The organism is Citrobacter sp. BDA59-3 (assembly GCF_015167655.1).
Taxonomy (GTDB): domain Bacteria; phylum Pseudomonadota; class Gammaproteobacteria; order Enterobacterales; family Enterobacteriaceae; genus Phytobacter; species Phytobacter diazotrophicus.
On the sequence record NZ_CP063427.1, the window covers coordinates 4,259,560 to 4,283,994 of the forward strand.

At 53.0% G+C, this 24,435-nt stretch carries 23 protein-coding genes and 2 pseudogenes; 12 read left to right on the forward strand and 13 right to left on the reverse strand.

Going from position 1 to position 24,435, the window contains the following annotated elements; all coding sequences use genetic code 11:
• Nucleotides 1–77: 77 nt before the first annotated feature.
• Nucleotides 78–1,916 (reverse strand): 1-deoxy-D-xylulose-5-phosphate synthase, encoded by a 1,839-nt coding sequence (dxs, locus tag IP582_RS20055; protein WP_193794238.1) that lies wholly within the window; start codon nt 1,914–1,916, stop codon nt 78–80.
• Complete coding sequence (aceE, locus tag IP582_RS20060) at nt 1,913–4,615, reverse strand: pyruvate dehydrogenase (acetyl-transferring), homodimeric type (RefSeq protein ID WP_193794239.1); 2,703 nt, start codon at nt 4,613–4,615, stop codon at nt 1,913–1,915. Before aceE ends, dxs begins: the two co-directional genes overlap by 4 nt.
• A gap of 172 nt (nt 4,616–4,787) precedes the next feature.
• On the opposite strand from aceE, the gene IP582_RS20065 reads away from it, so the two are divergent.
• The 5 genes from IP582_RS20065 to IP582_RS20085 all read left to right on the forward strand — a co-directional run bounded on the left by IP582_RS20065 (nt 4,788) and on the right by IP582_RS20085 (nt 8,352).
• On the forward strand, nt 4,788–5,240 hold the full coding sequence (locus IP582_RS20065; protein ID WP_193794240.1) for a MarR family winged helix-turn-helix transcriptional regulator: 453 nt from the start codon (nt 4,788–4,790) through the stop codon (nt 5,238–5,240).
• Nucleotides 5,241–5,741: 501 nt separating this feature from the next.
• Nucleotides 5,742–6,470, forward strand: a complete 729-nt coding sequence (locus tag IP582_RS20070) for an NAD(P)-dependent oxidoreductase (RefSeq protein ID WP_193794241.1) — start codon at nt 5,742–5,744, stop codon at nt 6,468–6,470.
• Nucleotides 6,471–6,519: 49 nt separating this feature from the next.
• On the forward strand, nt 6,520–7,071 hold the full coding sequence (locus IP582_RS20075; protein WP_193794242.1) for a cupin domain-containing protein: 552 nt from the start codon (nt 6,520–6,522) through the stop codon (nt 7,069–7,071).
• The gene (locus IP582_RS20080) at nt 7,068–7,634 is read left to right on the forward strand and encodes a RidA family protein (RefSeq protein ID WP_228007917.1); all 567 of its coding nucleotides are present in this window, start codon (nt 7,068–7,070) and stop codon (nt 7,632–7,634) included. The genes IP582_RS20075 and IP582_RS20080 overlap by 4 nt, the downstream gene beginning before the upstream one ends.
• 229 nt (nt 7,635–7,863) lie before the next feature.
• A complete protein-coding gene (locus IP582_RS20085; protein WP_228007918.1) occupies nt 7,864–8,352 on the forward strand; it encodes a PaaI family thioesterase in 489 nt (162 codons plus the stop codon).
• Between the two features lie 131 nt (nt 8,353–8,483).
• Here IP582_RS20085 and IP582_RS20090 read toward each other — a convergent pair whose 3' ends face one another.
• From IP582_RS20090 to IP582_RS20105, 4 genes are all read right to left on the reverse strand, one after another.
• Entirely contained in the window at nt 8,484–8,807 is a 324-nt protein-coding gene (locus IP582_RS20090; RefSeq protein ID WP_193794243.1) for a multidrug efflux SMR transporter, read from the reverse strand.
• A gap of 4 nt (nt 8,808–8,811) precedes the next feature.
• Nucleotides 8,812–9,483, reverse strand: coding sequence for a glutathione S-transferase family protein (locus IP582_RS20095; protein ID WP_193794244.1), 672 nt, complete (start codon nt 9,481–9,483; stop codon nt 8,812–8,814).
• 266 nt (nt 9,484–9,749) lie between these two features.
• A complete protein-coding gene (locus IP582_RS20100) occupies nt 9,750–10,184 on the reverse strand; it encodes a carboxymuconolactone decarboxylase family protein (protein ID WP_193794245.1) in 435 nt (144 codons plus the stop codon).
• A gap of 27 nt (nt 10,185–10,211) precedes the next feature.
• Entirely contained in the window at nt 10,212–10,646 is a 435-nt protein-coding gene (locus IP582_RS20105) for a GNAT family N-acetyltransferase (protein WP_193794246.1), read from the reverse strand.
• A gap of 101 nt (nt 10,647–10,747) precedes the next feature.
• Here IP582_RS20105 and IP582_RS20110 point away from each other — a divergent pair.
• Both IP582_RS20110 and IP582_RS20115 read left to right on the forward strand, forming a co-directional pair.
• Nucleotides 10,748–11,947, forward strand: a pseudogene (locus tag IP582_RS20110) (PLP-dependent aminotransferase family protein); the annotation flags it as partial.
• A 441-nt stretch (nt 11,948–12,388) separates the two neighbouring features.
• Nucleotides 12,389–13,357: an IS110 family transposase gene (locus IP582_RS20115; protein ID WP_193794247.1), complete on the forward strand. Its 969-nt coding sequence runs from the start codon at nt 12,389–12,391 to the stop codon at nt 13,355–13,357.
• 232 nt (nt 13,358–13,589) lie between these two features.
• Here the strand turns inward: IP582_RS20115 and IP582_RS20120 are convergent, their stop codons facing one another.
• From IP582_RS20120 to IP582_RS20135, 4 genes and pseudogenes are all read right to left on the reverse strand, one after another.
• A complete protein-coding gene (locus IP582_RS20120; RefSeq protein ID WP_193794248.1) occupies nt 13,590–14,285 on the reverse strand; it encodes a hypothetical protein in 696 nt (231 codons plus the stop codon).
• Complete coding sequence (locus IP582_RS20125) at nt 14,282–14,719, reverse strand: DUF5675 family protein (protein ID WP_161586832.1); 438 nt, start codon at nt 14,717–14,719, stop codon at nt 14,282–14,284. Before IP582_RS20125 ends, IP582_RS20120 begins: the two co-directional genes overlap by 4 nt.
• A 171-nt stretch (nt 14,720–14,890) precedes the next feature.
• Nucleotides 14,891–15,204 (reverse strand): annotated as a pseudogene (locus IP582_RS20130) (transposase); the annotation flags it as partial.
• Between the two features lie 207 nt (nt 15,205–15,411).
• Nucleotides 15,412–16,035 (reverse strand): integrase arm-type DNA-binding domain-containing protein, encoded by a 624-nt coding sequence (locus tag IP582_RS20135; RefSeq protein WP_228007920.1) that lies wholly within the window; start codon nt 16,033–16,035, stop codon nt 15,412–15,414.
• Between the two features lie 107 nt (nt 16,036–16,142).
• Between IP582_RS20135 and mutS the strand changes: the two genes are divergently transcribed.
• Nucleotides 16,143–18,704 (forward strand): DNA mismatch repair protein MutS, encoded by a 2,562-nt coding sequence (gene mutS / locus IP582_RS20140; RefSeq protein WP_193794249.1) that lies wholly within the window; start codon nt 16,143–16,145, stop codon nt 18,702–18,704.
• Between the two features lie 137 nt (nt 18,705–18,841).
• A complete protein-coding gene (locus tag IP582_RS20145; protein WP_039077674.1) occupies nt 18,842–19,270 on the forward strand; it encodes an OsmC family protein in 429 nt (142 codons plus the stop codon).
• Nucleotides 19,271–19,329: 59 nt separating this feature from the next.
• Here the strand turns inward: IP582_RS20145 and IP582_RS20150 are convergent, their stop codons facing one another.
• Nucleotides 19,330–19,734 (reverse strand): MarR family winged helix-turn-helix transcriptional regulator, encoded by a 405-nt coding sequence (locus IP582_RS20150; protein ID WP_193794250.1) that lies wholly within the window; start codon nt 19,732–19,734, stop codon nt 19,330–19,332.
• Between the two features lie 171 nt (nt 19,735–19,905).
• On the opposite strand from IP582_RS20150, the gene IP582_RS20155 reads away from it, so the two are divergent.
• Genes IP582_RS20155 through IP582_RS20165 form a run of 3 tightly spaced genes read left to right on the forward strand, consistent with a single transcriptional unit; the run spans nt 19,906 to nt 22,172 of the window.
• Nucleotides 19,906–20,508, forward strand: coding sequence for a non-oxidative hydroxyarylic acid decarboxylases subunit B (locus IP582_RS20155; RefSeq protein ID WP_193794251.1), 603 nt, complete (start codon nt 19,906–19,908; stop codon nt 20,506–20,508).
• Nucleotides 20,498–21,925: a non-oxidative hydroxyarylic acid decarboxylases subunit C gene (locus IP582_RS20160; RefSeq protein ID WP_193794252.1), complete on the forward strand. Its 1,428-nt coding sequence runs from the start codon at nt 20,498–20,500 to the stop codon at nt 21,923–21,925. Before IP582_RS20155 ends, IP582_RS20160 begins: the two co-directional genes overlap by 11 nt.
• Nucleotides 21,926–21,935: 10 nt before the next feature.
• Nucleotides 21,936–22,172, forward strand: a complete 237-nt coding sequence (locus tag IP582_RS20165) for a non-oxidative hydroxyarylic acid decarboxylases subunit D (RefSeq protein WP_039077678.1) — start codon at nt 21,936–21,938, stop codon at nt 22,170–22,172.
• A 58-nt stretch (nt 22,173–22,230) separates the two neighbouring features.
• Here IP582_RS20165 and rpoS read toward each other — a convergent pair whose 3' ends face one another.
• Together rpoS and nlpD are read right to left on the reverse strand one after the other, a co-directional pair.
• Entirely contained in the window at nt 22,231–23,223 is a 993-nt protein-coding gene (gene rpoS / locus IP582_RS20170; RefSeq protein ID WP_039077679.1) for an RNA polymerase sigma factor RpoS, read from the reverse strand.
• Nucleotides 23,224–23,348: 125 nt separating this feature from the next.
• Entirely contained in the window at nt 23,349–24,398 is a 1,050-nt protein-coding gene (gene nlpD / locus IP582_RS20175) for a murein hydrolase activator NlpD (protein ID WP_228008002.1), read from the reverse strand.
• Between the last annotated feature and the right edge of the window lie 37 nt (nt 24,399–24,435).

Consider the following 24,435-nt stretch of genomic DNA (forward strand, 5'->3'; position numbering starts at 1 on the left):
GAAATACTGTCAAGCGCTATTGCACCGCTTAGCGTTTAACCCTCCCCTGATTGCGGGCGCTGGCATGGCTAAGGGCTTCATTGTGTTTCAGGTAAGGGAAGCTGAAAACGCGTTCGAATCGCTGTAGCGATACCCGATGCATCGAGCCCGCAATCAGCCAGTAGCGTTAGCGGGTCGCCATGGTCAATAAAATGGTCAGGTAAGCCCAAATGTAAGATGGGTAAGCTCACACACAGCGACGACAACGCCTCTGCGCACGCAGAGCCCGCGCCGCCCATTACGCACCCCTCCTCAACCGTCACGATGGCATCATGCGTTGTGGCTAAGCGGTAAATCAGATCGCTATCAAGTGGCTTGATGAAACGCATGTTTGCCAGCGTCGCGTCGAGTAAACTGGCCGCCCCCAGTGCCGGTGCAACCATGGAACCAAACGCAAGAATAGCGATGTGCATCTTCGACGTTTGCGACACATGACGGAGGATTTCCCCTTTGCTAATGGGAATTGCGCTCATCGGTTTAACCGTTTCGACGCCAGTGCCAGCCCCCCGTGGATAGCGCACCGCGGTGGGCGACGCTTGTTGCAGTGCGGTGTAAAGCATTTGACGGCATTCGTTTTCATTCGATGCTGCCATCACGATCATATTGGGGATACAGCGAAGGAACGCAATGTCATAGCTACCCAGGTGGGTGGCGCCATCGGCACCCACCACGCCTGCCCGGTCGATAGCAAAGACGACAGGCAGATTCTGCAACGCAACATCGTGGATAAGCTGGTCATAGGCCCGCTGGAGAAAGGTTGAATAGATAGCGACAACAGGTTTCAGGCCGTCCGCCGCAAGCCCTGCGGCGAAGGTCACGGCATGCTGTTCTCCGATACCCACATCAAAGTACCGTTCAGGAAACGCTTCTGCGAACCTCACCATTCCTGATCCCTCCCCCATCGCCGGCGTAATACCCACCACCCGCGAATCCAGCGAAGCGACATCACACAACCATTCTCCGAAAACCTGCGACCAGGTTTTCTTCGCTGCCGCTGCCGACGGCGTTATACCCTCTTCAAGACTGAATGGCCCTTTAATCTGGTGATAAAGCACGGGATCGTGTTCAGCGAAGAAATACCCCTGCCCTTTTTTGGTCACGACATGCAGAAAATGGGGGCCAGGTTGCTGCTTTATCGCTTCTAAAACGGTAATCAGCGCGTCCAGGTCATGGCCGTCTATTGGCCCGACATAGTGAAACCCAAACTCCCCGAATAAGGTATTACGGAGATTCGGCGTCGTTGCGTGTTCGGCCTCGGTCGATCGCCGTGCAACATCACGGTCTGAGGTGAGGCGGGAAAGAGAGGTATTTAAGGCGCCGACGGGTGGCGAAATCGACATTCCGTTATCATTTAAAACGACGATGAACGGCATGCTTTGCGCGACGCCAACGTTGTTCATGGCTTCAAATGCCATGCCCGCACTCATCGCACCATCACCGATAACGGCAATCGCATGGCGTTTTACTTTCTGCAGTTTCGCTGCGACGGCCATTCCCAGAGCGGCGGAGATGGACGTGCTCGAATGCGCGGTGCCAAACGCGTCATACGGTGATTCTGATCGCACGGGAAAGCCTGAAATTCCGCCGCTCTGTCGTAATGTTCGCATCCGTTCTCTCCGCCCCGTCAGAATCTTATGTGGGTAGGCCTGATGGCCGACATCCCAGACAATCCTGTCGTCAGGCGTGTCGAACACGTAATGCAAAGCGACAGTCAGTTCAACCACGCCCAGGTTTGAAGAGAGATGCCCTCCCGTGCGGGAAACGCTATCGAGCAGGAAGGCACGCAACTCCTGGGTTAGTTGCGGTAATTCGCGACGATGCAGACGTCTGAGATCTGAGGGAGAATCGATAGTTCTCAATAAACGGTATCTCTTCATCGCCCAGGCACCTGAATAGCTGTTGGGTCAATTTTTTCCGGATCAATGTTGTAACGAAGGATAGCGTCCTGGATTTTCTGGCGAGGCAGACGGCCTTCATCGGCCAGCACTTTGATCGCGGCGAGAACAATAAAATGGCGATCGACTTCGAAGAATGTACGCAGGGACTGGCGCGTATCTGAACGTCCGAAGCCATCCGTACCGAGGCTGATGAATCTTCGGTCGTTAATAAAAGGACGGATCTGGTCGCCAAAAATCTTCATGTAATCCGTCGCCACAACGACAGGGCCAGCCCGGTCTTGCAAGCATCGTTGAACATACGGAATGCGCGGTTCCTGTTCGGAATGGAGCATATTCCAGCGCTCTGTCGCGAGCCCGTCCCGGCGCAGTTCAGTAAGGCTTGTCGCACTCCATACATCACTTAAAACGCCGAAATCCTGTGCCAGAAGCTCACTGGCGGCAATCACTTCACGCAGGATCGCGCCGCTGCCCAGCAGTTGCAGATGCGGCGCGCTGCTCTGCCCCGCCACGGATTGCTGTTTCTGGCCGTCGTGCAACAAGTAGAGTCCCTTGAGAATGCCATCCTCACTGCCTTGCGGCATGGCAGGGTTGGGATAGTTCTCGTTGAGTAGCGTAATGTAATAGTAGATGTCTTCCTGGTCGGCATACATGCGCCGCAGACCATCCTGAATGATAACCGCCAGTTCATAGGCAAAGGTGGGGTCATACGAGATACAATTGGGGATCACTGACGACAGTACATGGCTGTGGCCATCATCGTGCTGCAAACCTTCCCCCATAAGCGTGGTGCGCCCTGACGTGGCCCCAAGCAGAAAGCCTCGCGTGCGCGCATCACCAGCGGCCCAGGCCAAATCACCGACGCGCTGCAAGCCGAACATGGAATAGAAAATATAGAAAGGGATCGTCGGCAGGCCATGGTTGCTATAGGCCGTCCCTGCCGCAATCCATGAGGCCATTGCGCCGGATTCATTGATACCTTCCTGCAGGATTTGACCGTCCTTCGCCTCTTTGTAGTAGCTCAGTTGTCCGGCATCCTGCGGGGTATAAAGTTGCCCCAGGAATGAGTGGATGCCTATCTGGCGAAACAGACCTTCCATACCAAAGGTGCGCGATTCGTCCGGCACGATGGGGATGACGAGTTTGCCCAGATGTGGGTCTTTGAGCAGCGTGGTCAGAATACGCACGAAGGAGATCGTGGTCGAGATTTCACGCTCACCGCTGCCTTTTAACTGCGAATCGAACGTACTGAGCGGCGGCACCGCAAGTGGCTCGACCTGTCGGGAACGCGACGGAATATAACCGCCGAGCATCGCTCTGCGTTGCGCGAAGTAACGGGCTTCTTCGCTGTCGGGGGCGGGCTTGAGGTAAGGCATCTCTTCAAGCTGGTCATCGCGTACCGGCAGTGAAAAACGATCGCGAAAGGCACGCACCGCATCCGCACTCATTTTCTTCAACTGATGGTTGATATTCTGGCCTTCGCCAGCCTCACCCATCCCGAAACCCTTGACCGTCTTGGCCAGCACGACTGTAGGGCGACCTTCTGTGCTGACCGCTTCTGCGTAGGCGGCATAGACCTTTTCTGGATCATGGCCGCCACGTGTCAGCGCCCAAATCTCATCGTCTGACAGGTGCGCCACCAGCGCCAGCAACTCAGGATATTTACCGAAGAAGTGCTCGCGCACATAGGCGCCGTTTTGCGACTTGAAGGTCTGGTATTCCCCATCGATACACTCCATCATGCGCTGACGCAGCAGCCCGCTGGTGTCGCGCCTGAGCAGATCATCCCAGCCGCTGCCCCACAGCACCTTGATGACATTCCAGCCTGCGGCCCTGAAGGTCCCTTCAAGCTCCTGAACGATCTTGCTATTGCCCCGAACCGGGCCGTCAAGACGCTGGAGATTGCAGTTGACGACAAAGATGACGTTGTCGAGCCGTTCTCGCCCTGCGACCGAGATGGCAGCCAGCGATTCAGGCTGATCCATTTCGCCATCGCCAAGGAAGGCCCACACTTTGCGCCTCTGATGTTCCAGCATTCCACGGTACTCGAGATAGCGCATAAACCGGGCCTGATAGACCGCAGTCAACGGGCCAAGCCCCATAGATACCGTCGGGAATTGCCAGAAATCGGGCATCAAACGGGGGTGTGGGTAGGAAGAGAGGCCATCACGCCCGGCTTCACGACGGAAGTTGTCCAGTTGTGATTCGCTGATGCGCCCTTCCAGGTAGGCGCGCCCGTAAATACCGGGAGCGGAATGGCCCTGGATATAAATCATATCGCCGCCGAAGGTCCCGGTGCGACCACGGAAAAAGTGGTTGAATCCCACGTCGTAAAGCACCGCCGCGGACTGGTAAGTAGCGATGTGCCCGCCAACATTGGAGTGCTTGCCGGCACGCAGCACCATGACCATCGCATTCCAGCGTATGTACGCATTTAAGCGCTGCTCAATGTCGAGATTGCCGGGATAGGCGGGTTGCCTGTCTTTATCAATCGTATTGACATAGGGAGTGGTGACGCGGCCATAGAAATCACCGTGCCGGGTCGCATCGAAATCGGTAAGTCGGTCAATCAAGTAGTGCGCACGTGAACGGCCTTCAACCGTCATGATTGCCTCCAGCGCCTCCAGCCACTCTCGCGTTTCCAGCGGGTCAATATCGACCAGTTCAGGGTGTGAATTCATGGTGGATCTCCTTAAAAAATAACGTGTTGAAGCACGCTCACAGGCAGACATATCAAGCGAATGTGGTACAACCATTAAGCCCGGATTATGAATTGCAAATGCAATCCTGGCGTTCGCAATGCTAAGTCAGGTATAATTGCAATTGCAACTAAAAAAATGAAAGGAGCCCGCCATGGAGAAGAATCAAACGGATCTCTGGTTTTCGTTTGTACGCGCTCATCGCCTGATGATTCGTGAAGTGGAGAGCCGTCTGGCAGCCGCGAAACTGCCCGTCTATGCCTGGTACGACGTACTTTGGGGGCTGGAAAGTGGGCAAGGTGGCACCCGTCGGATGCATGAACTGGCCGATGCGCTGGCGATAGAGCGCTACAATCTCACGCGTCTGGTAGACCGCCTGGAACAGGAAGGGCTGGTCGAGCGCACCCGTTCGCCCGATGACGGTCGTGCGGCATATGCCACCATCACTATGGAAGGGCGTGCGCTACGCAAGAAGATGTGGAAAGTCTATGAAAGTGCAGTGGCGGAACTTTTTCTGAGCCAGTTCAGTACCGACGAGCAGAGCACCTTTTCTGCCGCGCTGGACCAGGCCGCTGCTGCGGCCCGTGCACAAAAGGCGCTGCGTTAACAGTGTCACAGAATAACGCCCGTATGCCTTTGGCATGAAGGCGTTTACCCCCACAACGCGTATGCGGCGCCAGCCGCTGCCGGAACAATCGTCCTTTAATTCCCCCTTTAGACAATGCCCAGACTCACAAAATAGTCCTTCTGCCTGGTTCCCGCACGAGGCGAACAGACCCGATTATCTGCTCTCCCGGTGGACAATTCGCGCTAAAGCGGCAATCAGAGGAACATCTCAGGTCGCAGGGTTGGTGTTAACGCCTTTCATCAATGATTAATGTCCTGGTGTTTTTGTTAATTCTTGGCCCTGTGGCATGGGTCATTCCAGGGATATATTTCAGCCTTAACACCGGGGGAAAATGATGACATCTGAAATCCGTGTTGAGGATAAACAGACGCGTTATAGAGCCTGCCCAGTAATACAGGAACGCCAGCCTTATCCTGAAATAAGCGTTTAACCTGCCCTGGCGCGATAAGGTATGGATTGCAATTTTGAAGAGGTGATTTTATGTCCGAAACGATTTTTCTGGCGGGCGCGACGGGCGCCATTGGTCAGCGTCTTGTACCACTGTTACTGAGAGCAGGTTATACCGTTTTCGGTACAACACGTTCAGAAGAAAAAGCGCGCAGCCTTGAATCCGCAGGGGTCCATCCGGTTGTTGTTGACGTTTTTGACAGCGAAAAACTGGCGCGTGCTGTCAGCCTTGCAAAACCCGATACCGTTATCCACCAGCTTACCGACCTGCCCCGCGTTATCGATTCGACAAAAGCCGCAGATTTTGCTGCCCGAAACGCACGCATACGGCGTGAAGGCACGGCCAGTCTGATGCAGGCGGCTGTTGCGGCAGGCGTGAAGCGCGTGATCGCACAAAGTATCGCCTGGACTTACGCGCCCGGAAATGAACCCTGCGATGAAACAATGCCGCTCGATCTGCTGGCCCCCGAACCTCGCCTTACCAGCGTTTCCGGTGTTGTGGCGCTGGAATCTGTGGTGTTGGGTCATCCAGGGTCTGTCACAGGGATTGTTCTGCGTTACGGGCGTCTCTATGGTCCTGGGACCGGTGCGGACATGCCCGGCACGTCACCGACGGTCCATGTTGATGCCGCAGCCTGTGCCGCCGTGCTCGCCATAAACACAGGCGAGCACGGTATATACAATATTGCAGACGCCGGGCTTGCTGTAACTTCTGCGAAGGCTATCCAGACACTGGGATGGTCTGCTGATTTCCGTCTCTAACGCCCTTTACTGCCCGTTGTTGCGCCATTTCGTCAGAAAAGAGGTTCCCATGGTTACACAACATAACTCATCTTTCTCCCTGGGGAAGAGACCCTTGTCTTTCAGGCTGCTCGCCGTCATCGCCGCTACAGGCGCGGCATTGCTCCCCGGAGGGCATTTTGTCCATTCGGTATATCATCCGGGCGCGTCAACGCCAGACATCCATTATTCTGATCGACATTCTCAGAACATGCAGATGTCCGGTATGCCCGGCCCCATGGAAGTCGCTCGTCCCGAAACAAGCATCAGGCCCGTTTCCTGTGAGCCTTTGCCCGGCATTCCCGGTAAATCTCTTACCGTCGCGGTAATTGATTTTCCGCCCGACGCGTATACACCGAGCCATCGGCATCCGGGGTCAGTGTCTGCTTTTGTCCTGAAAGGCACTTTGCGCTCGCAAATGGAAGGGAGTGCGGCAGAAACGTATAAAGCTGGGCAGACATGGTTCGAACCGCCAGGCGCGTTACACCTTTTTGCCGAAAACGTCAGTAAGAGTCAACCCGCCGAATTGCTGGCCACATTTATTACCGACAGCCATTGTGGTCCCCTTGTGATACCTGCGTGAGGATTTCCCAGGGCAAATCATCAAGCCTGGAATATGAAAATAATTCCCGCTCAAACAGGGTTGTCAGCGTGTATTCTGACCCATGCGTGAATACGTTTTTTTTGAATGCAGCAATGGTAAATACAGGTGAGATGATGACTGAACATATAACGAATAAGCCGGGTGGGAATTATGTACCCGTTATTATCCATGACGGGCTGGCTTATGTGAGCGGGCAGCTTCCGCGTAAAGGTGAAACTCTACTTTATTCAGGAAAAGTGGGAATGGACATTGATCTCCCTGCCGCCCAACAGGCTGCTGCTTTTTGTGCAGACCTCTGTATTGCGGCAGTGAGTGAGGCCGCAGGCGGCGAGGAAAATATTATCCAGGTGCTTAAAGTGGTTGGGTATATTGCTTCTGCGCCTGGTTTTACCCAGCAAAGCCAGGTGATGAACGGAGCTTCCGATCAACTCGTCGCAAGGCTTGGGGCAAGGGGCACTCATACCCGAACCTCGGTAGGTGTCGCTGAACTCCCTCGGGGCGCGCCTGTTGAGCTGGAAATGATAGTCGCGGTGCGAAAGTAGAAATCATCCCCGGTAGAAAGTCTGGGCTGTTGCAATAGTTTTTATAAGCCTCCAGGGATACGGAGGCAAATCGGTTTGCAGATAACGGACATAGTGTTGAGAGAATATTAATTTATTCCCGAAAATTTCCATCTACATAATACCCATCGGGCGTTTCTGGTTATTTCCGGGAAATGACAAATGCCCTGCGTTATTTCCATAGCGGCGGTATTTATCCGTACAGAGGGTTATGATGAAAGAAAAGACTGTTTATATCCCCGTTCTGGAGTTTTTGCAGCGCCAGTTGCAAGGAACACTGGACGAGACAATGACAACGCATATGAATTATCCCACTGCCATCTCACGACTGCTTGGTTTCAGTATTGTGGATGTCGGTGAAGCGACAGCAACCCTTGCGCTTGATGCCAATCCGGCACTTCACGGAAATCAGCAAGGTACCGTCCACGGCGGGCTATTATGTGAACTGGCGGATGCGGCGATTGGAACGGCGCATTCTACCTTAATGAAAAAGGATGAAAGTTTTACCAGCATCGACATTAAAACCACGTTCCTGCGCCCCGTATGGCGTTCACGTTTGTTGGCTACCGCCAGGGTGGAACATCGCGGTAAAACAATCAGCCACTACCGGTGCGAAATAGCGCGCGAGGACGGTAAAGTCGTCGCCATTATCACAAGCACGGTGTTAACGCTGACCGGTGAAAAAGCCAGGGGAAGATAAGATCTGCGTTATTACCGATAAAATTAAGAGGTCAGGGTTCCTGTCGATATTCTCTGTTTTAGCACAGCGGCCTGTTAAGCCACTGTGTCATTAACGTAGAGGCGCTACCGCCAGCCGGGCCAATGATGCGCTTACCCCGTTGTTTCGCAAAAACGTAATCCGATAATGCCAATAAAAGTCAGTCCCATAAAACACATCCGGGGCCAGCTCATCTCATCCTGAAAAATCAGCATACCCGCAAGCACCAGCCCAATCGTTCCTGTGCCGGTCCACATGGCATAAGCCATTCCAACAGGTAGGGAACGCAACGCCAATGCAAGCAAGTAAATACTGCCCAGCCCAGCCATAACGGCAATGATACTTGCCCCGAGCCGGGTCCATCCCGCGTTTAATTTGAGGGAAATGCCCATCACGATCTCAAGGGCTGCAGCAAGAAACAAACAGGTCCACGCCATAGACTTACTCCTCACTGGAGGTTGAGCGTTGCCTCGTTGCTCTGGAAGCCGGCTTACTCGCATGAAGTCCCGCTTGTACCGCCGGTCGCGCGGCGATCACATGAAGCCACCGCTTGACGTGCGGGTAAGGCGTAATGTTCAGTCTCAGCTCGTCCCAGGTTCGCAGCCAGGTGAATGCGGCAATATCAGCAATGCTATAGTTTTCACCGGCGAGGAAAGCAGACTCACTGAGCCGTGTATCCACAACCTGGTACAGACGCAGTGATTGCGCCTGGTATCGCGCTATTGCCTCGTCATTGACCGTTTTGGCGCCATGCAAAAACCACCACAACTGCCCCAGCATTGGGCCGATACTGCCGACCTGGAAAAATAGCCACTGTTGCACGGCAATGTTTTCCGCTTCTGTCGCGGGCAGCAAACACCCCGTTTTCGATGAGAGCCAGGAAAGGATGGCACCCGACTCAAAAATGCGCAGGCCGGTTTGCCGATCAACAATCACGGGGATCTTGCCAATCGGGTTGATCTTAAGGAAATCGGGTTGATGCTGATCCCCCTTGCCAAGATCAAGATCGAACTGCTCATACGCCAGGCCGGCTTCTTTCAGAAATATGCTGACTTTTTGCCCGTTTGGCGTGTCCGCCGTATAAAAAGCGAGGTCGCGGGTTATCTGTATCATGTTTATCCTTATCGCGTGATTGGATTGCAAATGCAATCATTGCAATTGCAATCATAGGCCACTCAACATGGCCATGCAACAAGCATCTCAACGCGATCATGCTTGCGGCTGGAACCGCTTCATATCGCAGATATGATTTTCAAAGGAGAACAACAGGTATCCGGGAGATTGGCCAGGCGAAAATAGTGGACTCAAGGAGTCGGGGATGGGCTGCATTTGAGATGCAGAGTACGCATTCCGGCACGTCCCTGAGCCGGACATACGGATTACTGACGCATGCCGATCGCCAGACGGTTAAATGCGCTCATCAGTGCAATCGCAAAGGTCAGATCGGAAATTTCAACTTCGCTGAAATGGGCCGCCAGAGGGGTATAGTCTTCGTCAGGAGCATGCGTTTTATCGACATGCGTCAGCGACTCCGTCCACGCGAGGGCGGCACGTTCACGTTCACTAAATAATTCGCTGACCCGCCAGCCTGCCAGGCTGTCCAGTCGCGCAGCGCTTTCACCGTCGGCACGCAGGGCTTTGGCGTGCATCTCAAGGCAAAATGCGCAGCCGTTAATCTGCGAGATGCGCAGCCAGACTAACTCAATCAGCGCTTTCCCGAGGCTGCTCTTACTGAGCGCCTTTTTGGTCGCAGCAAAGCCGTTATACGCTTCCGCGGAAAGGGTGTAATAGGGTAAACGTTGTGGGGTGCTCATCAGGTTATCTCCGGTTATTAAAAAACGTCATATTAAGGACTGGCGAAAGTGCATACCTACCGCCAGCAAGCCTTGTCGATAGTAGAAACGTTGGCCCAGCGCATTACCTAAACCGGTATCGAGCACCAGATGAGTACAAGTCTGAGCGCGCGCCTCTTCACGCAGAGCATCGATTAATATCGCGCCCAGACCGAGGCTGCGTGCACGGGGCGCCGTCACAAGGTCATCAACATACAGAAAACGCCCATACAGCAGATTTTCAGAGATCCGGTAACCCGCCAGAGCCAGTAGCTCTTGCTCCTGCCAGACGCCCAGCAGGCAATACCCCTTCTCAGCCTGGCGATGAACGCGAGTAATAAAGTTCTCTGCATCGGTCAGGTGTGGTCGCAACTCCCGCATGACCAGGTACGCGGCATGGAGCGCCCGTTCACTTTCAACCTTATGTACTTCAAATGTCGCCATACGTTTCTCCTGTCTGATGGCTGCAATATATCGCCGCGATGACCTATGCTACAGTGACAAGAATTATCTAAATGACCAGGACAAAGACCGTGAAAGCACTGATGCCTGAAGCCACCTGGCAGCCAGACACGCCGCTCTATTTGCAGCTTTATCAGCGATATCGCGACGCCATCACTGCCGGTCGGTTACGTCCTGGGGAACGCGTGCCATCAATACGTAATCTCGCCAGCGAGCTTCACGTGGCGCGGGGAACGGTGGAAATGGCGTATCAGATGCTGGTGAGCGAAGGCTATCTTGTAACGAAGGGAGCGGCAGGTACCCAGGTTTCCCCCCAACTGGCGAGGCTGCCGAATGCCGGAAGTCCGCCACGGGGACGCAAAACCTCTGAGGCACAGGCGTGTCCGACGCGCCTGACGGGAAATATTTTACCCTTTCAGCCAGGTGTTCCGGCGCTGGACGCGTTCCCACGAAAAATATGGTCTCGCCTGTCAGCACAAACACTGCGCCTGATTGAGTCAACGATGATGACTCAGCCCGATCCGGCCGGATATGCGCCCCTTCGGGAAGCCATCGCCACCTACCTGGGTATCTCTCGCGGTATCGCCTGCACGCCGGAGCAGGTCTTTATTACCATCGGCTATCAGGGGGCGCTTGAACTGTTGTGTCGCACCGTGTTACGAGCCGGCGACGGAGGCTGGTATGAAAACCCCGGCTACTTTCCCGGCAGATACTTTTTGCAGCAAATGGGCATGACGCTGACACCCGTTCCGGTAGATAAAGAGGGGCTACAGGTTGCCACCGGGGAGCAACTGGCACCGAACGCCCGTTTTGCCGTCGTTACCCCTTCTCACCAAAGCCCCACAGGCGTCGCGCTGTCCTTACCCCGACGCCTGGCATTGCTGGCGTGGGCGAATCAAAAAGATGCCTGGATCATAGAGGATGACTACGACAGTGAGTTCCGCTACCAGGGCCACCCACTCCCGGCCCTGAAAAGCCTCGACCATGAGCAACGTGTGCTTTATACCGGCACCTTTAGTAAGGTTCTTTTTCCCGGCTTACGTCTGGCCTACGTGGTGGTGCCCCCCTCTTTGCAACTGACCTTTGACGAGGCCGTTAATCACTGGCCAGGGCCGGGATCGATTCTGCCGCAAGCGATGGTGGCAGCGTTTATGCAACAGGGGCATTTTGCCCGCCATTTGCGCAAAATGCGTCAGTTGTACGCCATCAGGCGCGGTTATCTTGTAGAGGCACTTGAACGTGTTTTCGGCTCCTCTCTGCACATCCAGCCACAGGCCGGGGGAATACAGGTTCTGGCTTACCTGAATGAACATCAATCCGATAAAGCACTGGCAACGGCGGCGCTGGCGGCTGGGCTGGGTGTCAAGGCGCTCAGTGAATGGGATGCAGGCACCCCGCCGCAAAACGGGCTATTGATGGGATTTACCAATTTTACCAGTGCGCAAGAAGCACAAGCGGCGGTGAAACGGCTGTCTGCGGTGTTATCTGACGGACGGCTTCTTCCTTAAATTCAGGTGTAAATCGTGGTGTGCCCATACGCTCCTCCTTGTATCTTGAAAGTGGATTACTATGTTCTGGCTTAGATTTGGCAAAGCCCGTGTAGTCCGATTCCTCCTGGGGTTATTCAAGCCCGCAGCATAGCGACTGACGCACAAGCTGAGTCGTTCATCTGAAGCCCGAACAGTTGTCTGAACTTCAAATCGTATTTGCAAGGAGGGGTATAGATGAGCGTGTCAAATCAACGTTGTGCAGGCATTGATGTTTCGAAAAGCACTCTGGATATTGCAATCAGCAATATTGCCCAGTCATTCACTGTGCCAAATGAAAATGGCGGTTTTAATCAGATACTCAAAGAGTTAAAGCGAAATGAAACTCAACTGATCCTGATGGAAGCCACCGGGGGACTTGAGTCTGGTGTGGCTGGCTATCTTCAGTCTGAAGGTTTTGATGTGGTTGTTATCAATCCCCGACAGGCGCGAGATTTTGCCCGCGCAATGGGCTATCTGGCTAAGACCGACCAAATAGATGCCAGAGTCCTGCTACAAATGGCAAAAGTTATTAACCAGCATCCTGAGCGGGAAAAATATATTCGTCCCTTACCTGATGCTCACAGGCAGTTGCTGGCAGCAATGGTGGTCATACGCCGACAATTAACGATAATGCTTACAGCTGAGCGAAACAGATTGCATCCATCGCATCCTCAGAATCATGAAAGTATCAGATTTATTATTTCGGTATTAAAAAGTGAAATGGCTCGTATAGAAGCTGAAATGTCAGCCTATATTTCGAAAAATTTCAGTGAATTATCTGCATTATTGAGCGCCGTTAAAGGTGTTGGTGCAGCGACTGTTGCCGTGCTGCTGGCTGAGGTTCCGGAGCTTGGAACGTTGTCACAACGTGAAATTAGTGCGCTTATTGGGGTTGCTCCAGTAAACAGAGATTCCGGCACAATGCGCGGTCGCCGAACGGTATTTGGAGGGCGAGCCTCCGTCCGAACAGCTCTCTATATGTCCGCACTGGTCGGGACGAGGCACAACCCAGTAATTAAAGAATTCTATACACGCCTCGTTGCCGCAGGAAAACCAAAAAAGGTTGCACTGACCGCCTGCATCAGAAAACTACTGACCATCCTTAACGCAATGCTGAAAAATAATGAAGCATGGGATCCGTTGTATCACCAACATGCTTCGTAATCGGGTTCGAGGACAGGTGCTATACTCAAACTATAGGGCAGAATCGTCTACCGGGGCGGGGTCAGTCCAGACATCTACTTAGCCCAGAACGGACATTACAACTTTGCTACTACATAGATGATGTGGATAATCTATCTTATGTTAAATTTAGTCCACCACTCATTTAGTTCATGAAACATCCCCACTGAAGATGATGTCCATGTTCAGAAAAAGTTTGAGCTAATACACGTTATCAGTTCAGCGGTGTCAGAGAGCTCAGTTTAACAAACCCACGTTTGTTGCTCAGATGCCCTTTTTCCGCTTCGTCGTAAACTGCAACATAGATCCACGCTTTATCGACGGTTCTGATTTTAGCCAGCGTTTCATTACTATTGACTGAGGCCAAATCTGAAGCTGTTTCACTGGCCTCGCTTTTAAGGGATAACGTTTTTTCACCCTCTTTCAACTGATACAACACGAGATAAGGCGTTTCTGATCCACAGCCGCCAAAATTCTGGGCCATCATATCGTCAGCGTTTTGCGCAGCATTATCCGGCTGAAATGACTGCAGATCGGCTTTATAGTTATCTGTGTTGCACTCCATATAGTTAACCACCGCAGGTACTTTAATCGTACCGGGTTGGTTAACGTACCACTCTTTAAAGGTAAAGAAGTTATCCGGGATATTCTTAAAGTTCTTTTTGATAAATGCGATCTTCTGCGCTTCACTGCCTTTAGCAGTAATATCAATTATTTTGTTATCTTTCCTTTTATTACCCAAGGCAAAATAGCGAAACTCTAACTCTGGCGTATTGACCGTTGCATCAGCATTCCAGTTCGGTTGCCAGTAAGCCTGGAGTACACCGTTCTTTATTTCCACCGTCGCCATTACGCGAAGAGAGAACACAGAAATAAAAAGAAGGAACATCAAGCTGGCGTATTTTTTCATTTTTTGCAATCCACGTAGCATGAGGTGATTAATACATTAAAATTTTCTATCCCTTTATCAACCATCAATTGCTTAATCTCTTCATATAACCCCAGACTTTGCCCTATTCGGTCATCTCCTTTTGACTTCCCGGGCAATAAACAACCATCCGTGTCGGCGGGAACGTTGCCTGGATGGATCAGTATAGCGCGACTTGAGGGTACACTCGCATTGAACAAATTAGGTAATGGACTGAATTTCCGCATTCTGCCGCTGGCATGCCATTTCAAGCTATAGGAACCGTCAGGAATTCTTTTTCGTAAATTTGCTTCCGTCGTATCCGGCCCGGGGCGTTCCAGAAAATAACCGGAGATTTCAGTGCCGGATATCGAGAATTCACTTATTGTTGAATTTTCGCTCTGCCATAAACGTTTGATGAAAATAGTGTAAGACATAATGATTTATTCCATCTTGTTTTTATTGCTCTTTCACTTGTACTTATCATATGAAAGAGAGCCTTATTTCATTATTCCGGCTCAAACAAAATGAGTAGTTAGGATTATTCCTATAAGGGCTTTGTTGAATAAATCAGATTTTGGGTAAGCATCTCCGTAGCGGTCAGGTTTTCAGGCGATACGTACGCTTTCTGGCATACCTGCCTTCGTCATTTTGTTCAGCGCACGTACCATGGCCAGAACCTCTGCGACCTGACCATCATAATCACGCAGTGTCAGCGACTCCCCGAATAGTGCTTTACTCTGTACATCGCCGTTTCCGCTATCGACCGACGGTTATAATCTGTTGTCCATTTCCACCGGGCCTTGCTCCCACTCAGTCGCTGATTTGCAACCGCACGGTTCCGGTCTGCATACTCCACCGGCTAGTATCCTGCCCCCTTTCGCGGAGGAATTAAGGCGCTGATTTTCTTCCGGCGCAGTTCCATAGAGGGGGCAGTGGACTGACCCCTATTTACTGTTCTCGCTCCATTCTGAGCTGCCAGGTCGCGCTGCCAATACTGGTTCCCCCGATAACCTATTCCCAGGCTCCCTTCTGCTGCTTCTCCAGAGCATGGTAGTCGGCATAGCTGAAGACTATTTTTCACGTTCGGCTGATTATTTCTAGCTAGAAAACTAGCTACGTAGCATAGTTATAAATGATAGCTAGTCTGTATATTCCCCACGCTTACAGCGACAATGCCATTGATTAGCGTAATCACGTCGTTGCGTGTGATTTCCGCTGCATTACGATCACCCAGTTTATCTACCGCATCGGCATACAGTGTTCTGCGCACTTCATCCTGGCCTTTCTTCTTCCGGGCCCCCGGAATGATTTTGCCATCCTTAGTTTTGCGGTCCTCAATGCTCTCAGTCAGGTAGAGCTCAACTAATCCCTGCACAGTTAATTCAGGTACTTTGGCCTGTTCAGCCTCGATTGCACGAAGTTGTTTTTCCTGCTTGAGTTCCGATGCAGGGCACCGACCTTCCTGACGGAGGAGCTTTAATTCGTTGAGTTTAAGACGTGCAGCGGCGAGAGAAGTCTGCGGAAAGTTGCCAATTTTGACCCGAGCAAGTTTTCCTGTCACAGGACTCGTGTAGCGGTAGAAATAAGACTTAACACCAGTCGCACCACAGGAGAAACGTAAACCACGAATTTCGCTAATATCAGCCTTATCTTTGTCACCAGACCTCACCATTTCTCTCGTTTTAAACAACAGCGGCCTTCCCTCTGGTTTTCCTCCCTCACAGACTCCGTTATCATGCAATCTGCGCATTTATGAAATGCCCCGGCATTCATGAAAATCAATGAGACGTGAAACTCAATGAGAACAACAAACATCACTAACTCATTAAAATTTAAGAAAATGGACATCATAAACTGATGAGTACACTAGAGAATTTCGACGCCCACACCCCAATGATGCAGCAGTATCTGAAACTGAAAGCACAACATCCGGATATCCTGCTCTTCTATCGCATGGGCGACTTTTACGAGCTGTTTTATGACGATGCGAAACGTGCATCTCAGTTGATGGACATCTCGTTGACGAAACGCGGCGCTTCCGCAGGTGAACCCATCCCGATGGCCGGGGTGCCGCATCACGCGGTAGAGAACTATCTGGCAAAACTGGTCAGCCTGGGTGAATCGGTCGCCATTTGCGAGCAAATCGGCGATCCGGCCACAAGCAAAGGGCCGGTTGAGCGCAAAGTGGTGCGTATCGTCACCCCAGGCACCATCAGCGACGAAGCGTTATTGCAGGAGCGTCAGGACAACTTGCTGGCGGCCATCTGGCAGGACAGCAAAGGGTTTGGCTATGCCACGCTGGATATTAGCTCCGGGCGTTTTCGCGTCAGTGAACCCGCTGACCGTGAAACCATGGCGGCAGAACTGCAGCGCACTAACCCCGCTGAGTTGCTCTATGCCGAAGACTTCGCCGAAACATCGCTGATTGAAGGCCGCCGTGGTCTGCGCCGTCGCCCGCTATGGGAATTTGAAATCGACACCGCACGCCAGCAGCTCAATCTGCAATTTGGTACCCGCGATCTGGTTGGCTTTGGTGTGGAAAATGCCCCACGCGGCCTCTGCGCTGCGGGTTGTCTGTTGCAGTATGTCAAAGATACCCAGCGCACCGCCCTGCCCCACATTCGTTCCATCACCATGGAGCGCCAGAAGGACAGCATCATTATGGATGCCGCCACGCGCCGCAATCTGGAAATTACCCAGAACCTGGCGGGCGGTATCGAAAACACCCTGGCATCCGTGCTCGACTGCACGGTCACGCCGATGGGCAGCCGTATGCTCAAACGCTGGCTGCATATGCCGGTACGCGATACCAAAACCCTTCTGGAACGTCAGCAGACCATTGGCGCATTGCAGGAAAACACCGGCGAATTGCAGCCAGTACTGCGTCAGGTTGGCGATCTGGAACGTATTCTTGCCCGTCTGGCACTGCGAACTGCCAGACCCCGCGACCTCGCGCGCATGCGCCATGCGTTCCAGCAACTGCCGGAGCTGCGCGCCCAACTGGCGCAGGTGAAGAGCGAGCCGGTGCAAAACCTGCGGGAAAAAATGGGTGAGTTTACGGAACTACGTGAACTGCTGGAACGCGCCATCATTGATGCCCCGCCGGTGCTGGTGCGCGATGGCGGCGTTATCGCGCCGGGGTACAACGCCGAGCTCGATGAGTGGCGAGCGCTGGCAGACGGCGCAACGGACTACCTCGACAGACTGGAAATTCGCGAGCGCGAAAAGCTCGGTCTCGATACCCTTAAAGTCGGCTATAACGCCGTACACGGCTATTACATTCAGATTAGCCGCGGGCAGAGCCATCTTGCCCCCATTCACTATGTTCGCCGTCAGACGCTGAAAAATGCCGAGCGCTACATTATTCCTGAACTGAAAGAGTATGAAGACAAGGTTTTGACCTCAAAAGGCAAAGCGCTGGCGCTGGAAAAACAGCTTTATGATGAACTGTTCGACAAATTGCTGCCGCACCTTGGCGATTTACAGCAGAGCGCCACGGCGCTGGCAGAGCTGGACGTGCTGGTCAATCTGGCAGAGCGTGCGGACACGCTGAACTACTGCTGTCCGACATTCAGCGATAAACCCGGTATCCGTATTGTTGAAGGCCGTCACCCGGTCGTGGAGCGTGTGCTCAATGAACCGTTTATCGCCAACCCCTTGAACCTTTCGCCCCAGCGCAGGATGCTCATCATTACCGGGCCGAATATGGGCGGTAAAAGTACCTACATGCGCCAGACGGCGCTGATCGCGTTGCTGGCGTATATCGGCAGCTACGTTCCGGCGCAGAAGGTGGAAATAGGCCCTATTGATCGCATCTTTACGCGTGTGGGCGCGGCAGATGATCTGGCAAGCGGGCGGTCGACCTTTATGGTGGAGATGACCGAAACGGCCAATATCCTGCATAACGCCACGGAAAACAGCCTGGTGCTGATGGATGAAATTGGTCGCGGCACCTCTACCTACGACGGTCTGTCGCTGGCCTGGGCCTGTGCAGAGAATCTGGCCAATAAAATCAAAGCGTTGACGTTGTTCGCCACTCACTATTTCGAACTGACCCAGTTGCCAGAAAAAATGGAAGGTGTGACCAATGTCCATCTTGACGCGCTGGAACATGGCGACACCATTGCCTTTATGCACAGCGTGCAGGATGGTGCGGCGAGCAAAAGCTATGGTCTGGCGGTAGCCGCACTGGCAGGTGTTCCAAAAGAGGTGATCAAGCGCGCGCGTGGAAAATTGCGCGAGCTGGAAAGCCTGTCGCCGAGTGCCGGCGCCACGCAGATTGATGGCACGCAGATGTCGCTGTTAGCCGTACCGGAAGAGACCAGCCCGGCAATGGAAGCGCTGGAAAATCTTGACCCCGATTCCCTCACGCCGCGTCAGGCGCTCGAGTGGATTTACCGTCTCAAAAGCCTCATCTAACTCCCCCGGCCCGCAACGACCTTGCGGGCCATGCTTTATCGAATAATTTCCCCGAATGCCAGGCAAGCCCGATATCGGCTTCTATACTTTTTATTTGTCTCGACTGATTTCTCTCAATAATGAAAAGGAACCATGCTATGGCAATTCACAAGAAAGGGCAGGCTCACTGGGAAGGTGATCTGAAACGTGGGAAAGGGACTGTTTCAACAGAAAGCGGTGCCCTTAAAGAACTTCCTTATGGCTTCAACACCCGTTTCGAAGGCGTTCAGGGGACTAACCCGGAAGAGCTGATCGGCGCGGCACATGCGGCCTGTTTCTCAATGGCGCTTTCGCTCATTCTGGGCGAAGTAGGCTACACGGCAGACAGCATCGACACAACGGCAACCGTCACGCTGGACCAGGTTGACGGCGGGTTCGCGATTACCAAAGTCGCCCTGAAAAGTGCAGTAAAAGTACCGGGGGCCGATCCTGCTAAATTTGATGAAGCCATTCAGAAAGCCAAAGCCGGTTGTCCGGTATCGAAAGTATTAAATGCGGAAATCTCGCTGGAATACACGCTGAACTAATACGTCGTATTTTGCAGGAAACACTCCGTCCGGTTTGTTTCCTGCCCTTCCCTACTGATTCAGCGCATCATCCGACGAACGAGCTGCGTGAATTGCTCACGTTCTTCCTCGCTTAACTTGCCAAGAAACTCTGCGTCCACGCCATTACCCGCCGGGATGCTCGCCTTCAGCACCGCTTCACCTTCCTCGGTCAAAAATAAAAAACGGCGTCGTTTGTCGTCCGGATCGTGCTCACGGCGGACCAGACCACGCGTCTCCATACGGCTGAGCATTTCCGCGAGGGTCGCTTTCGTGCTGACCGCCACCTCCGTCAGGGCAACCTGTTCAATACCGGGATTTTCGGCAATAGAACGCATCACCGCATATTGTGGTTTGGTCAGTTCCGGCAGTACCTGTTGCCAGCGCGCCGTGTGTTGCTGGAATAGCTGACGTAGCAGGTGAAAGGCCTCTTTTCTTAACTCCATGAATGCTCCGTTATGGGTTTCTCCTCCCTATGATAGCCATTAACTTGCCGAATTTTAACGCGACTTTTTTTAGCAAAAAATGCGCACGTATACGAACAATCTTGTCTGTGACGATCCTCAGGAGTAGGTTATTTCAAAACGTTCGCATACGAACAATGATTGAGGTGGTGAATGAAACTGATAATCGGGATGACGGGGGCAACCGGCGCACCATTGGGCGTGGCGTTATTGCAGGCGCTACAGGAGATGCCAGAGGTTGAAACTCATCTGGTGATGTCGAAGTGGGCGAAAACTACTATTGAACTGGAAACGCCCTGGACTGCCCGCGAAGTGGCGGCACTGGCTGATGTCACTCATAACCCGGCCGATCAGGCAGCCACCATCTCCTCAGGCTCGTTTCGCACCGACGGCATGATAATTATTCCCTGCAGCATGAAAACGCTGGCAGGTATCCGTGCGGGCTACGCCGAAGGGCTGGTTGGTCGCGCCGCCGATGTGGTGCTCAAAGAGGGCCGCAAACTGGTGCTCGTCCCGCGTGAAATGCCGCTGAGCACCATTCATTTAGAAAATATGTTAGCGCTTTCCCGCATGGGGGTGGCGATGGTCCCTCCCATGCCCGCGTATTACAACCATCCGCAGACTGTTGATGACATTACCCAGCATATCGTGGCCCGCGTGCTCGACCAGTTTGGTCTGGAGCACCGCAAAGCACGCCGTTGGGAGGGCCTGCAGGCGGCACAGCATTTTTCACAGGAGAAAGAATATGGCTTTTGATGATTTACGAAGCTTCTTGCAGGCCCTTGATGATCAGGGACAACTGCTGAAAATCAGTGAAGAGGTTAACGCCGAGCCAGATATTGCGGCGGCGGCCAATGCCACCGGGCGTATCGGCGACGGCGCGCCTGCACTGTGGTTCGATAATATTCGCGGCTTTACCGATGCGCGCGTGGCAATGAACACCATTGGTTCCTGGCAGAATCATGCGATCTCTATGGGTTTGCCATCGAACACGCCAGTTAAAAAGCAGATTGACGAGTTTATCCGCCGCTGGGATACCTTCCCTGTCGCACCGGAGCGCCGTGCAAATCCGCTGTGGGCGGAAAATACTGTCAATGGTGAAGAGATTAACCTGTTTGACATCCTGCCGCTGTTTCGTCTGAACGATGGCGATGGCGGTTTCTATCTTGATAAAGCGTGCGTTGTCTCCCGCGATCCGGTCGATCCTGACCATTTTGGTAAGCAAAACGTCGGCATCTACCGTATGGAAGTGAAAGGCAAACGCAAACTGGGCCTGCAGCCGGTGCCGATGCACGACATTGCGCTACATCTGCATAAAGCGGAGGAGCGTGGCGAAGACTTGCCGGTTGCGATCACGCTCGGGAACGATCCGATCATCACCCTGATGGGTGCCACGCCGCTGAAATACGATCAGTCAGAATACGAAATGGCCGGGGCGCTGCGCGAAAGTCCTTACCCCATCGCCACCGCGCCGCTCACCGGTTTTGATGTACCGTGGGGCTCGGAAGTGATCCTCGAAGGGGTTATCGAGGGGCGTAAACGCGAAATCGAAGGCCCCTTCGGCGAATTTACCGGTCACTATTCCGGTGGACGCAATATGACGGTCGTGCGTATCGATAAAGTCTCTTATCGCACAAAACCGATTTTTGAATCGCTTTACCTGGGTATGCCGTGGACTGAAATCGACTACCTGATTGGCCCGGCGACCTGCGTCCCCCTGTATCAACAGTTAAAAGCTGAGTTCCCGGAAGTGCAGGCAGTGAATGCCATGTACACCCACGGCCTGCTGGCCATCATCTCCACCAAAAAACGCTACGGCGGTTTTGCCCGCGCGGTGGGCCTGCGCGCCATGACCACGCCGCACGGCCTGGGCTACGTAAAAATGGTCATTATGGTCGATGAAGACGTTGACCCGTTCAACCTGCCGCAGGTGATGTGGGCGCTGTCGTCAAAAGTGAACCCGGCAGGCGATCTTGTGCAGTTACCGAATATGTCGGTACTGGAGCTGGACCCAGGCTCAAGCCCGGCAGGCATTACCGACAAACTGATTATCGACGCGACGACGCCGGTCGCACCGGATACGCGCGGTCACTACAGCCAACCTGTACAGGATCTCCCTGAAACCAAAGAGTGGGTTGAAAAACTGACCGCCATGCTGGCCGCACGTAAATAAGGAGAAGAGAATGATTTGTCCACGTTGTGCCGATGAACACATTGAGGTGATGGCAACCTCACCGGTGAAAGGTATCTGGACCGTTTATCAGTGCCAGCATTGTCTGTATACCTGGCGCGATACCGAACCACTACGTCGCACCAGTCGCGAACACTATCCGGAGGCGTTTCGTATGACGCAAAAAGATATTGATGACGCGCCGCAGGTGCCAACGATCCCACCGCTGCTGGCGGCAGATAAGCGTTAAGCCGGAAAGCACGCAAGAAAAAGGCCGGTCATTGGACCGGCCTTTTGATGTTCAATACTTATTCGCGGAAAAGCGCTTCGATATTCAGCCCTTGCGCCTGCAGGATTTCACGCAGACGGCGCAGACCTTCAACCTGAATCTGACGTACGCGCTCGCGTGTCAGACCGATTTCACGACCCACATCTTCCAGCGTTGCTGCTTCATATCCCAGCAGACCGAAACGACGTGCCAGCACTTCACGCTGTTTGGCGTTCAGTTCGAACAGCCATTTGACGATGCTCTGTTTCATATCGTCATCTTGCGTTGTGTCTTCCGGGCCGTTTTCTTTTTCATCGGCCAGGATATCCAGCAGCGCTTTCTCGGAATCACCACCCAGCGGTGTATCCACCGAGGTGATACGCTCGTTGAGGCGCAGCATGCGACTCACATCATCGACCGGCTTGTCGAGTTGTTCGGCAATCTCTTCCGCACTCGGTTCGTGGTCCAGTTTATGGGACAACTCACGCGCGGTACGCAGATAGACGTTCAGCTCTTTAACAATATGGATTGGCAGACGGATAGTACGGGTTTGATTCATAATCGCCCGTTCAATAGTCTGACGAATCCACCAGGTCGCATAGGTGGAGAAACGGAAACCACGTTCCGGGTCGAATTTTTCAACCGCACGGATCAGGCCCAGGTTCCCTTCTTCAATCAGGTCCAGCAACGCCAGGCCACGATTGCTATAACGACGGGCAATTTTCACTACCAGACGCAGGTTACTTTCGATCATGCGGCGGCGAGAAGCAACGTCACCACGCAAAGCGCGACGTGCAAAATAAACTTCTTCTTCGGCCGTTAGCAGAGGGGAATAACCAATTTCCCCAAGATAAAGCTGAGTCGCATCCAGCACACGCTGGGTAGCGCCCTGCGATAACAATTCCTCTTCGGCCAGGTCGTTATCACTGGGTTCCTCTTCAACTAAGGCTTTCTCATCAAAAGCCTCTACTCCGTTCTCATCAAATTCCGCATCTTCATTTAAATCATGAACTTTCAGCGTATTCTGACTCATAAGGTGGCTCCTACCCGTGATCCCTGGACAAAGCACCTGAAAAGCACTTCATTACTGACTATTGCAGCGGCATCTGCGCGCGCTGCAACGACAACAATGAGGAACGGTTCAACCACTTTGCCGATTTATCGCTGCGGCAAATAGCGCAGCGGGTTTACGGATTTCCCCTTGTAACGAATTTCAAAATGCAAGCGTGTAGAACTGGTTCCGGAGCTACCCATGGTAGCGATTTTTTGCCCCGCCTTAACTTCTTGTTGTTCCCGGACCAGCATCGTATCGTTATGGGCGTAGGCACTCAGGTAATCATCGTTATGTTTGATGATAATAAGATTACCGTAACCGCGAAGCGCGTTACCGGCATAGACGACGCGTCCATCTGCGGTCGCGACGATTGCCTGTCCTTTGCTACCTGCGATATCGACACCTTTGTTGCCACCCTCGGTAGCAGAGAAGTTGTCGATAACTTTGCCATCTGTCGGCCAGCGCCAGGAAGCAATCGGCGTACTGGTTGACGTGCTGCTGATGGTCGGTTCGGTCGTGCTGACAGTTGGAGCCGTAACAGGCGCTGTGACAGGGGTCGCAGGCTTGTTGTTCGGCAACATTTTGTTAGCACTTTGTTCACCTGAATCCTCAGAATACGTAATTGTTGGTTTTGAAGCAACAGCTACGGTGGAATTTTGTGCAGGTTTTGAGACAATTCCTTGTGCGCTCGCATCTGCCTGAGTTATCGCATTTCCGCCCGTTATTGGCGTACCTGATGCATTACCCACTTGCAGGGTTTGACCCACTGTCAAACCGTAGGGTGCAGCAACATGGTTGCGCTGGGCAAGGTCTCGGAAATCGTTCCCGGTTATCCACGCAATATAAAATAAAGTATCACCGCGTTTTACGGTATAGGTACTGCCGCCGGTATAGCTCCCTTTCGGAATGTTCCCATACTGACGGTTATAGATGATTTTGCCATTAACAGTCTGAACAGGTTGTTCCGGAACAGACTGAACAGGCGCGGTCTGTACCGGGCGCTGTACGGGCTGAATTTGCGGCTGTGACGCGGTACCGATTTTTGGTGGCGGAGTGATTAACATTCCGGAATTGCTGCTGGAGCTGGTATTGCCACCTACCGAACTGACCGGAGCGGGTGCGTTGCTGGAGCTTGTACAGCCTGCCAGCCAGATAGAAACCAGTGATAGTGCCGCAACACGGCTTACGGTG

Excerpts from the sequence above, each read along its gene's own strand:
- IP582_RS20100 (WP_193794245.1), bottom strand. The coding sequence starts at position 10,184 with ATGAGCACCCCACAACGTTTACCCTATTACACCCTTTCCGCGGAAGCG.
- IP582_RS20120 (WP_193794248.1), bottom strand. The coding sequence starts at position 14,285 with ATGAAAAAATACGCCAGCTTGATGTTCCTTCTTTTTATTTCTGTGTTC.
- IP582_RS20085 (WP_228007918.1), top strand. The coding sequence starts at position 7,864 with ATGATGAAAGAAAAGACTGTTTATATCCCCGTTCTGGAGTTTTTGCAG.
- aceE (WP_193794239.1), bottom strand. The coding sequence starts at position 4,615 with ATGAATTCACACCCTGAACTGGTCGATATTGACCCGCTGGAAACGCGA.
- IP582_RS20165 (WP_039077678.1), top strand. The coding sequence starts at position 21,936 with ATGATTTGTCCACGTTGTGCCGATGAACACATTGAGGTGATGGCAACC.
- IP582_RS20155 (WP_193794251.1), top strand. The coding sequence starts at position 19,906 with ATGAAACTGATAATCGGGATGACGGGGGCAACCGGCGCACCATTGGGC.
- IP582_RS20160 (WP_193794252.1), top strand. The coding sequence starts at position 20,498 with ATGGCTTTTGATGATTTACGAAGCTTCTTGCAGGCCCTTGATGATCAG.
- IP582_RS20095 (WP_193794244.1), bottom strand. The coding sequence starts at position 9,483 with ATGATACAGATAACCCGCGACCTCGCTTTTTATACGGCGGACACGCCA.
- IP582_RS20115 (WP_193794247.1), top strand. The coding sequence starts at position 12,389 with ATGAGCGTGTCAAATCAACGTTGTGCAGGCATTGATGTTTCGAAAAGC.
- IP582_RS20105 (WP_193794246.1), bottom strand. The coding sequence starts at position 10,646 with ATGGCGACATTTGAAGTACATAAGGTTGAAAGTGAACGGGCGCTCCAT.
- IP582_RS20125 (WP_161586832.1), bottom strand. The coding sequence starts at position 14,719 with ATGTCTTACACTATTTTCATCAAACGTTTATGGCAGAGCGAAAATTCA.
- IP582_RS20150 (WP_193794250.1), bottom strand. The coding sequence starts at position 19,734 with ATGGAGTTAAGAAAAGAGGCCTTTCACCTGCTACGTCAGCTATTCCAG.
- IP582_RS20075 (WP_193794242.1), top strand. The coding sequence starts at position 6,520 with ATGGTTACACAACATAACTCATCTTTCTCCCTGGGGAAGAGACCCTTG.
- IP582_RS20065 (WP_193794240.1), top strand. The coding sequence starts at position 4,788 with ATGGAGAAGAATCAAACGGATCTCTGGTTTTCGTTTGTACGCGCTCAT.
- IP582_RS20090 (WP_193794243.1), bottom strand. The coding sequence starts at position 8,807 with ATGGCGTGGACCTGTTTGTTTCTTGCTGCAGCCCTTGAGATCGTGATG.
- IP582_RS20135 (WP_228007920.1), bottom strand. The coding sequence starts at position 16,035 with ATGCGCAGATTGCATGATAACGGAGTCTGTGAGGGAGGAAAACCAGAG.
- mutS (WP_193794249.1), top strand. The coding sequence starts at position 16,143 with ATGAGTACACTAGAGAATTTCGACGCCCACACCCCAATGATGCAGCAG.
- IP582_RS20145 (WP_039077674.1), top strand. The coding sequence starts at position 18,842 with ATGGCAATTCACAAGAAAGGGCAGGCTCACTGGGAAGGTGATCTGAAA.
- rpoS (WP_039077679.1), bottom strand. The coding sequence starts at position 23,223 with ATGAGTCAGAATACGCTGAAAGTTCATGATTTAAATGAAGATGCGGAA.
- IP582_RS20070 (WP_193794241.1), top strand. The coding sequence starts at position 5,742 with ATGTCCGAAACGATTTTTCTGGCGGGCGCGACGGGCGCCATTGGTCAG.
- dxs (WP_193794238.1), bottom strand. The coding sequence starts at position 1,916 with ATGAAGAGATACCGTTTATTGAGAACTATCGATTCTCCCTCAGATCTC.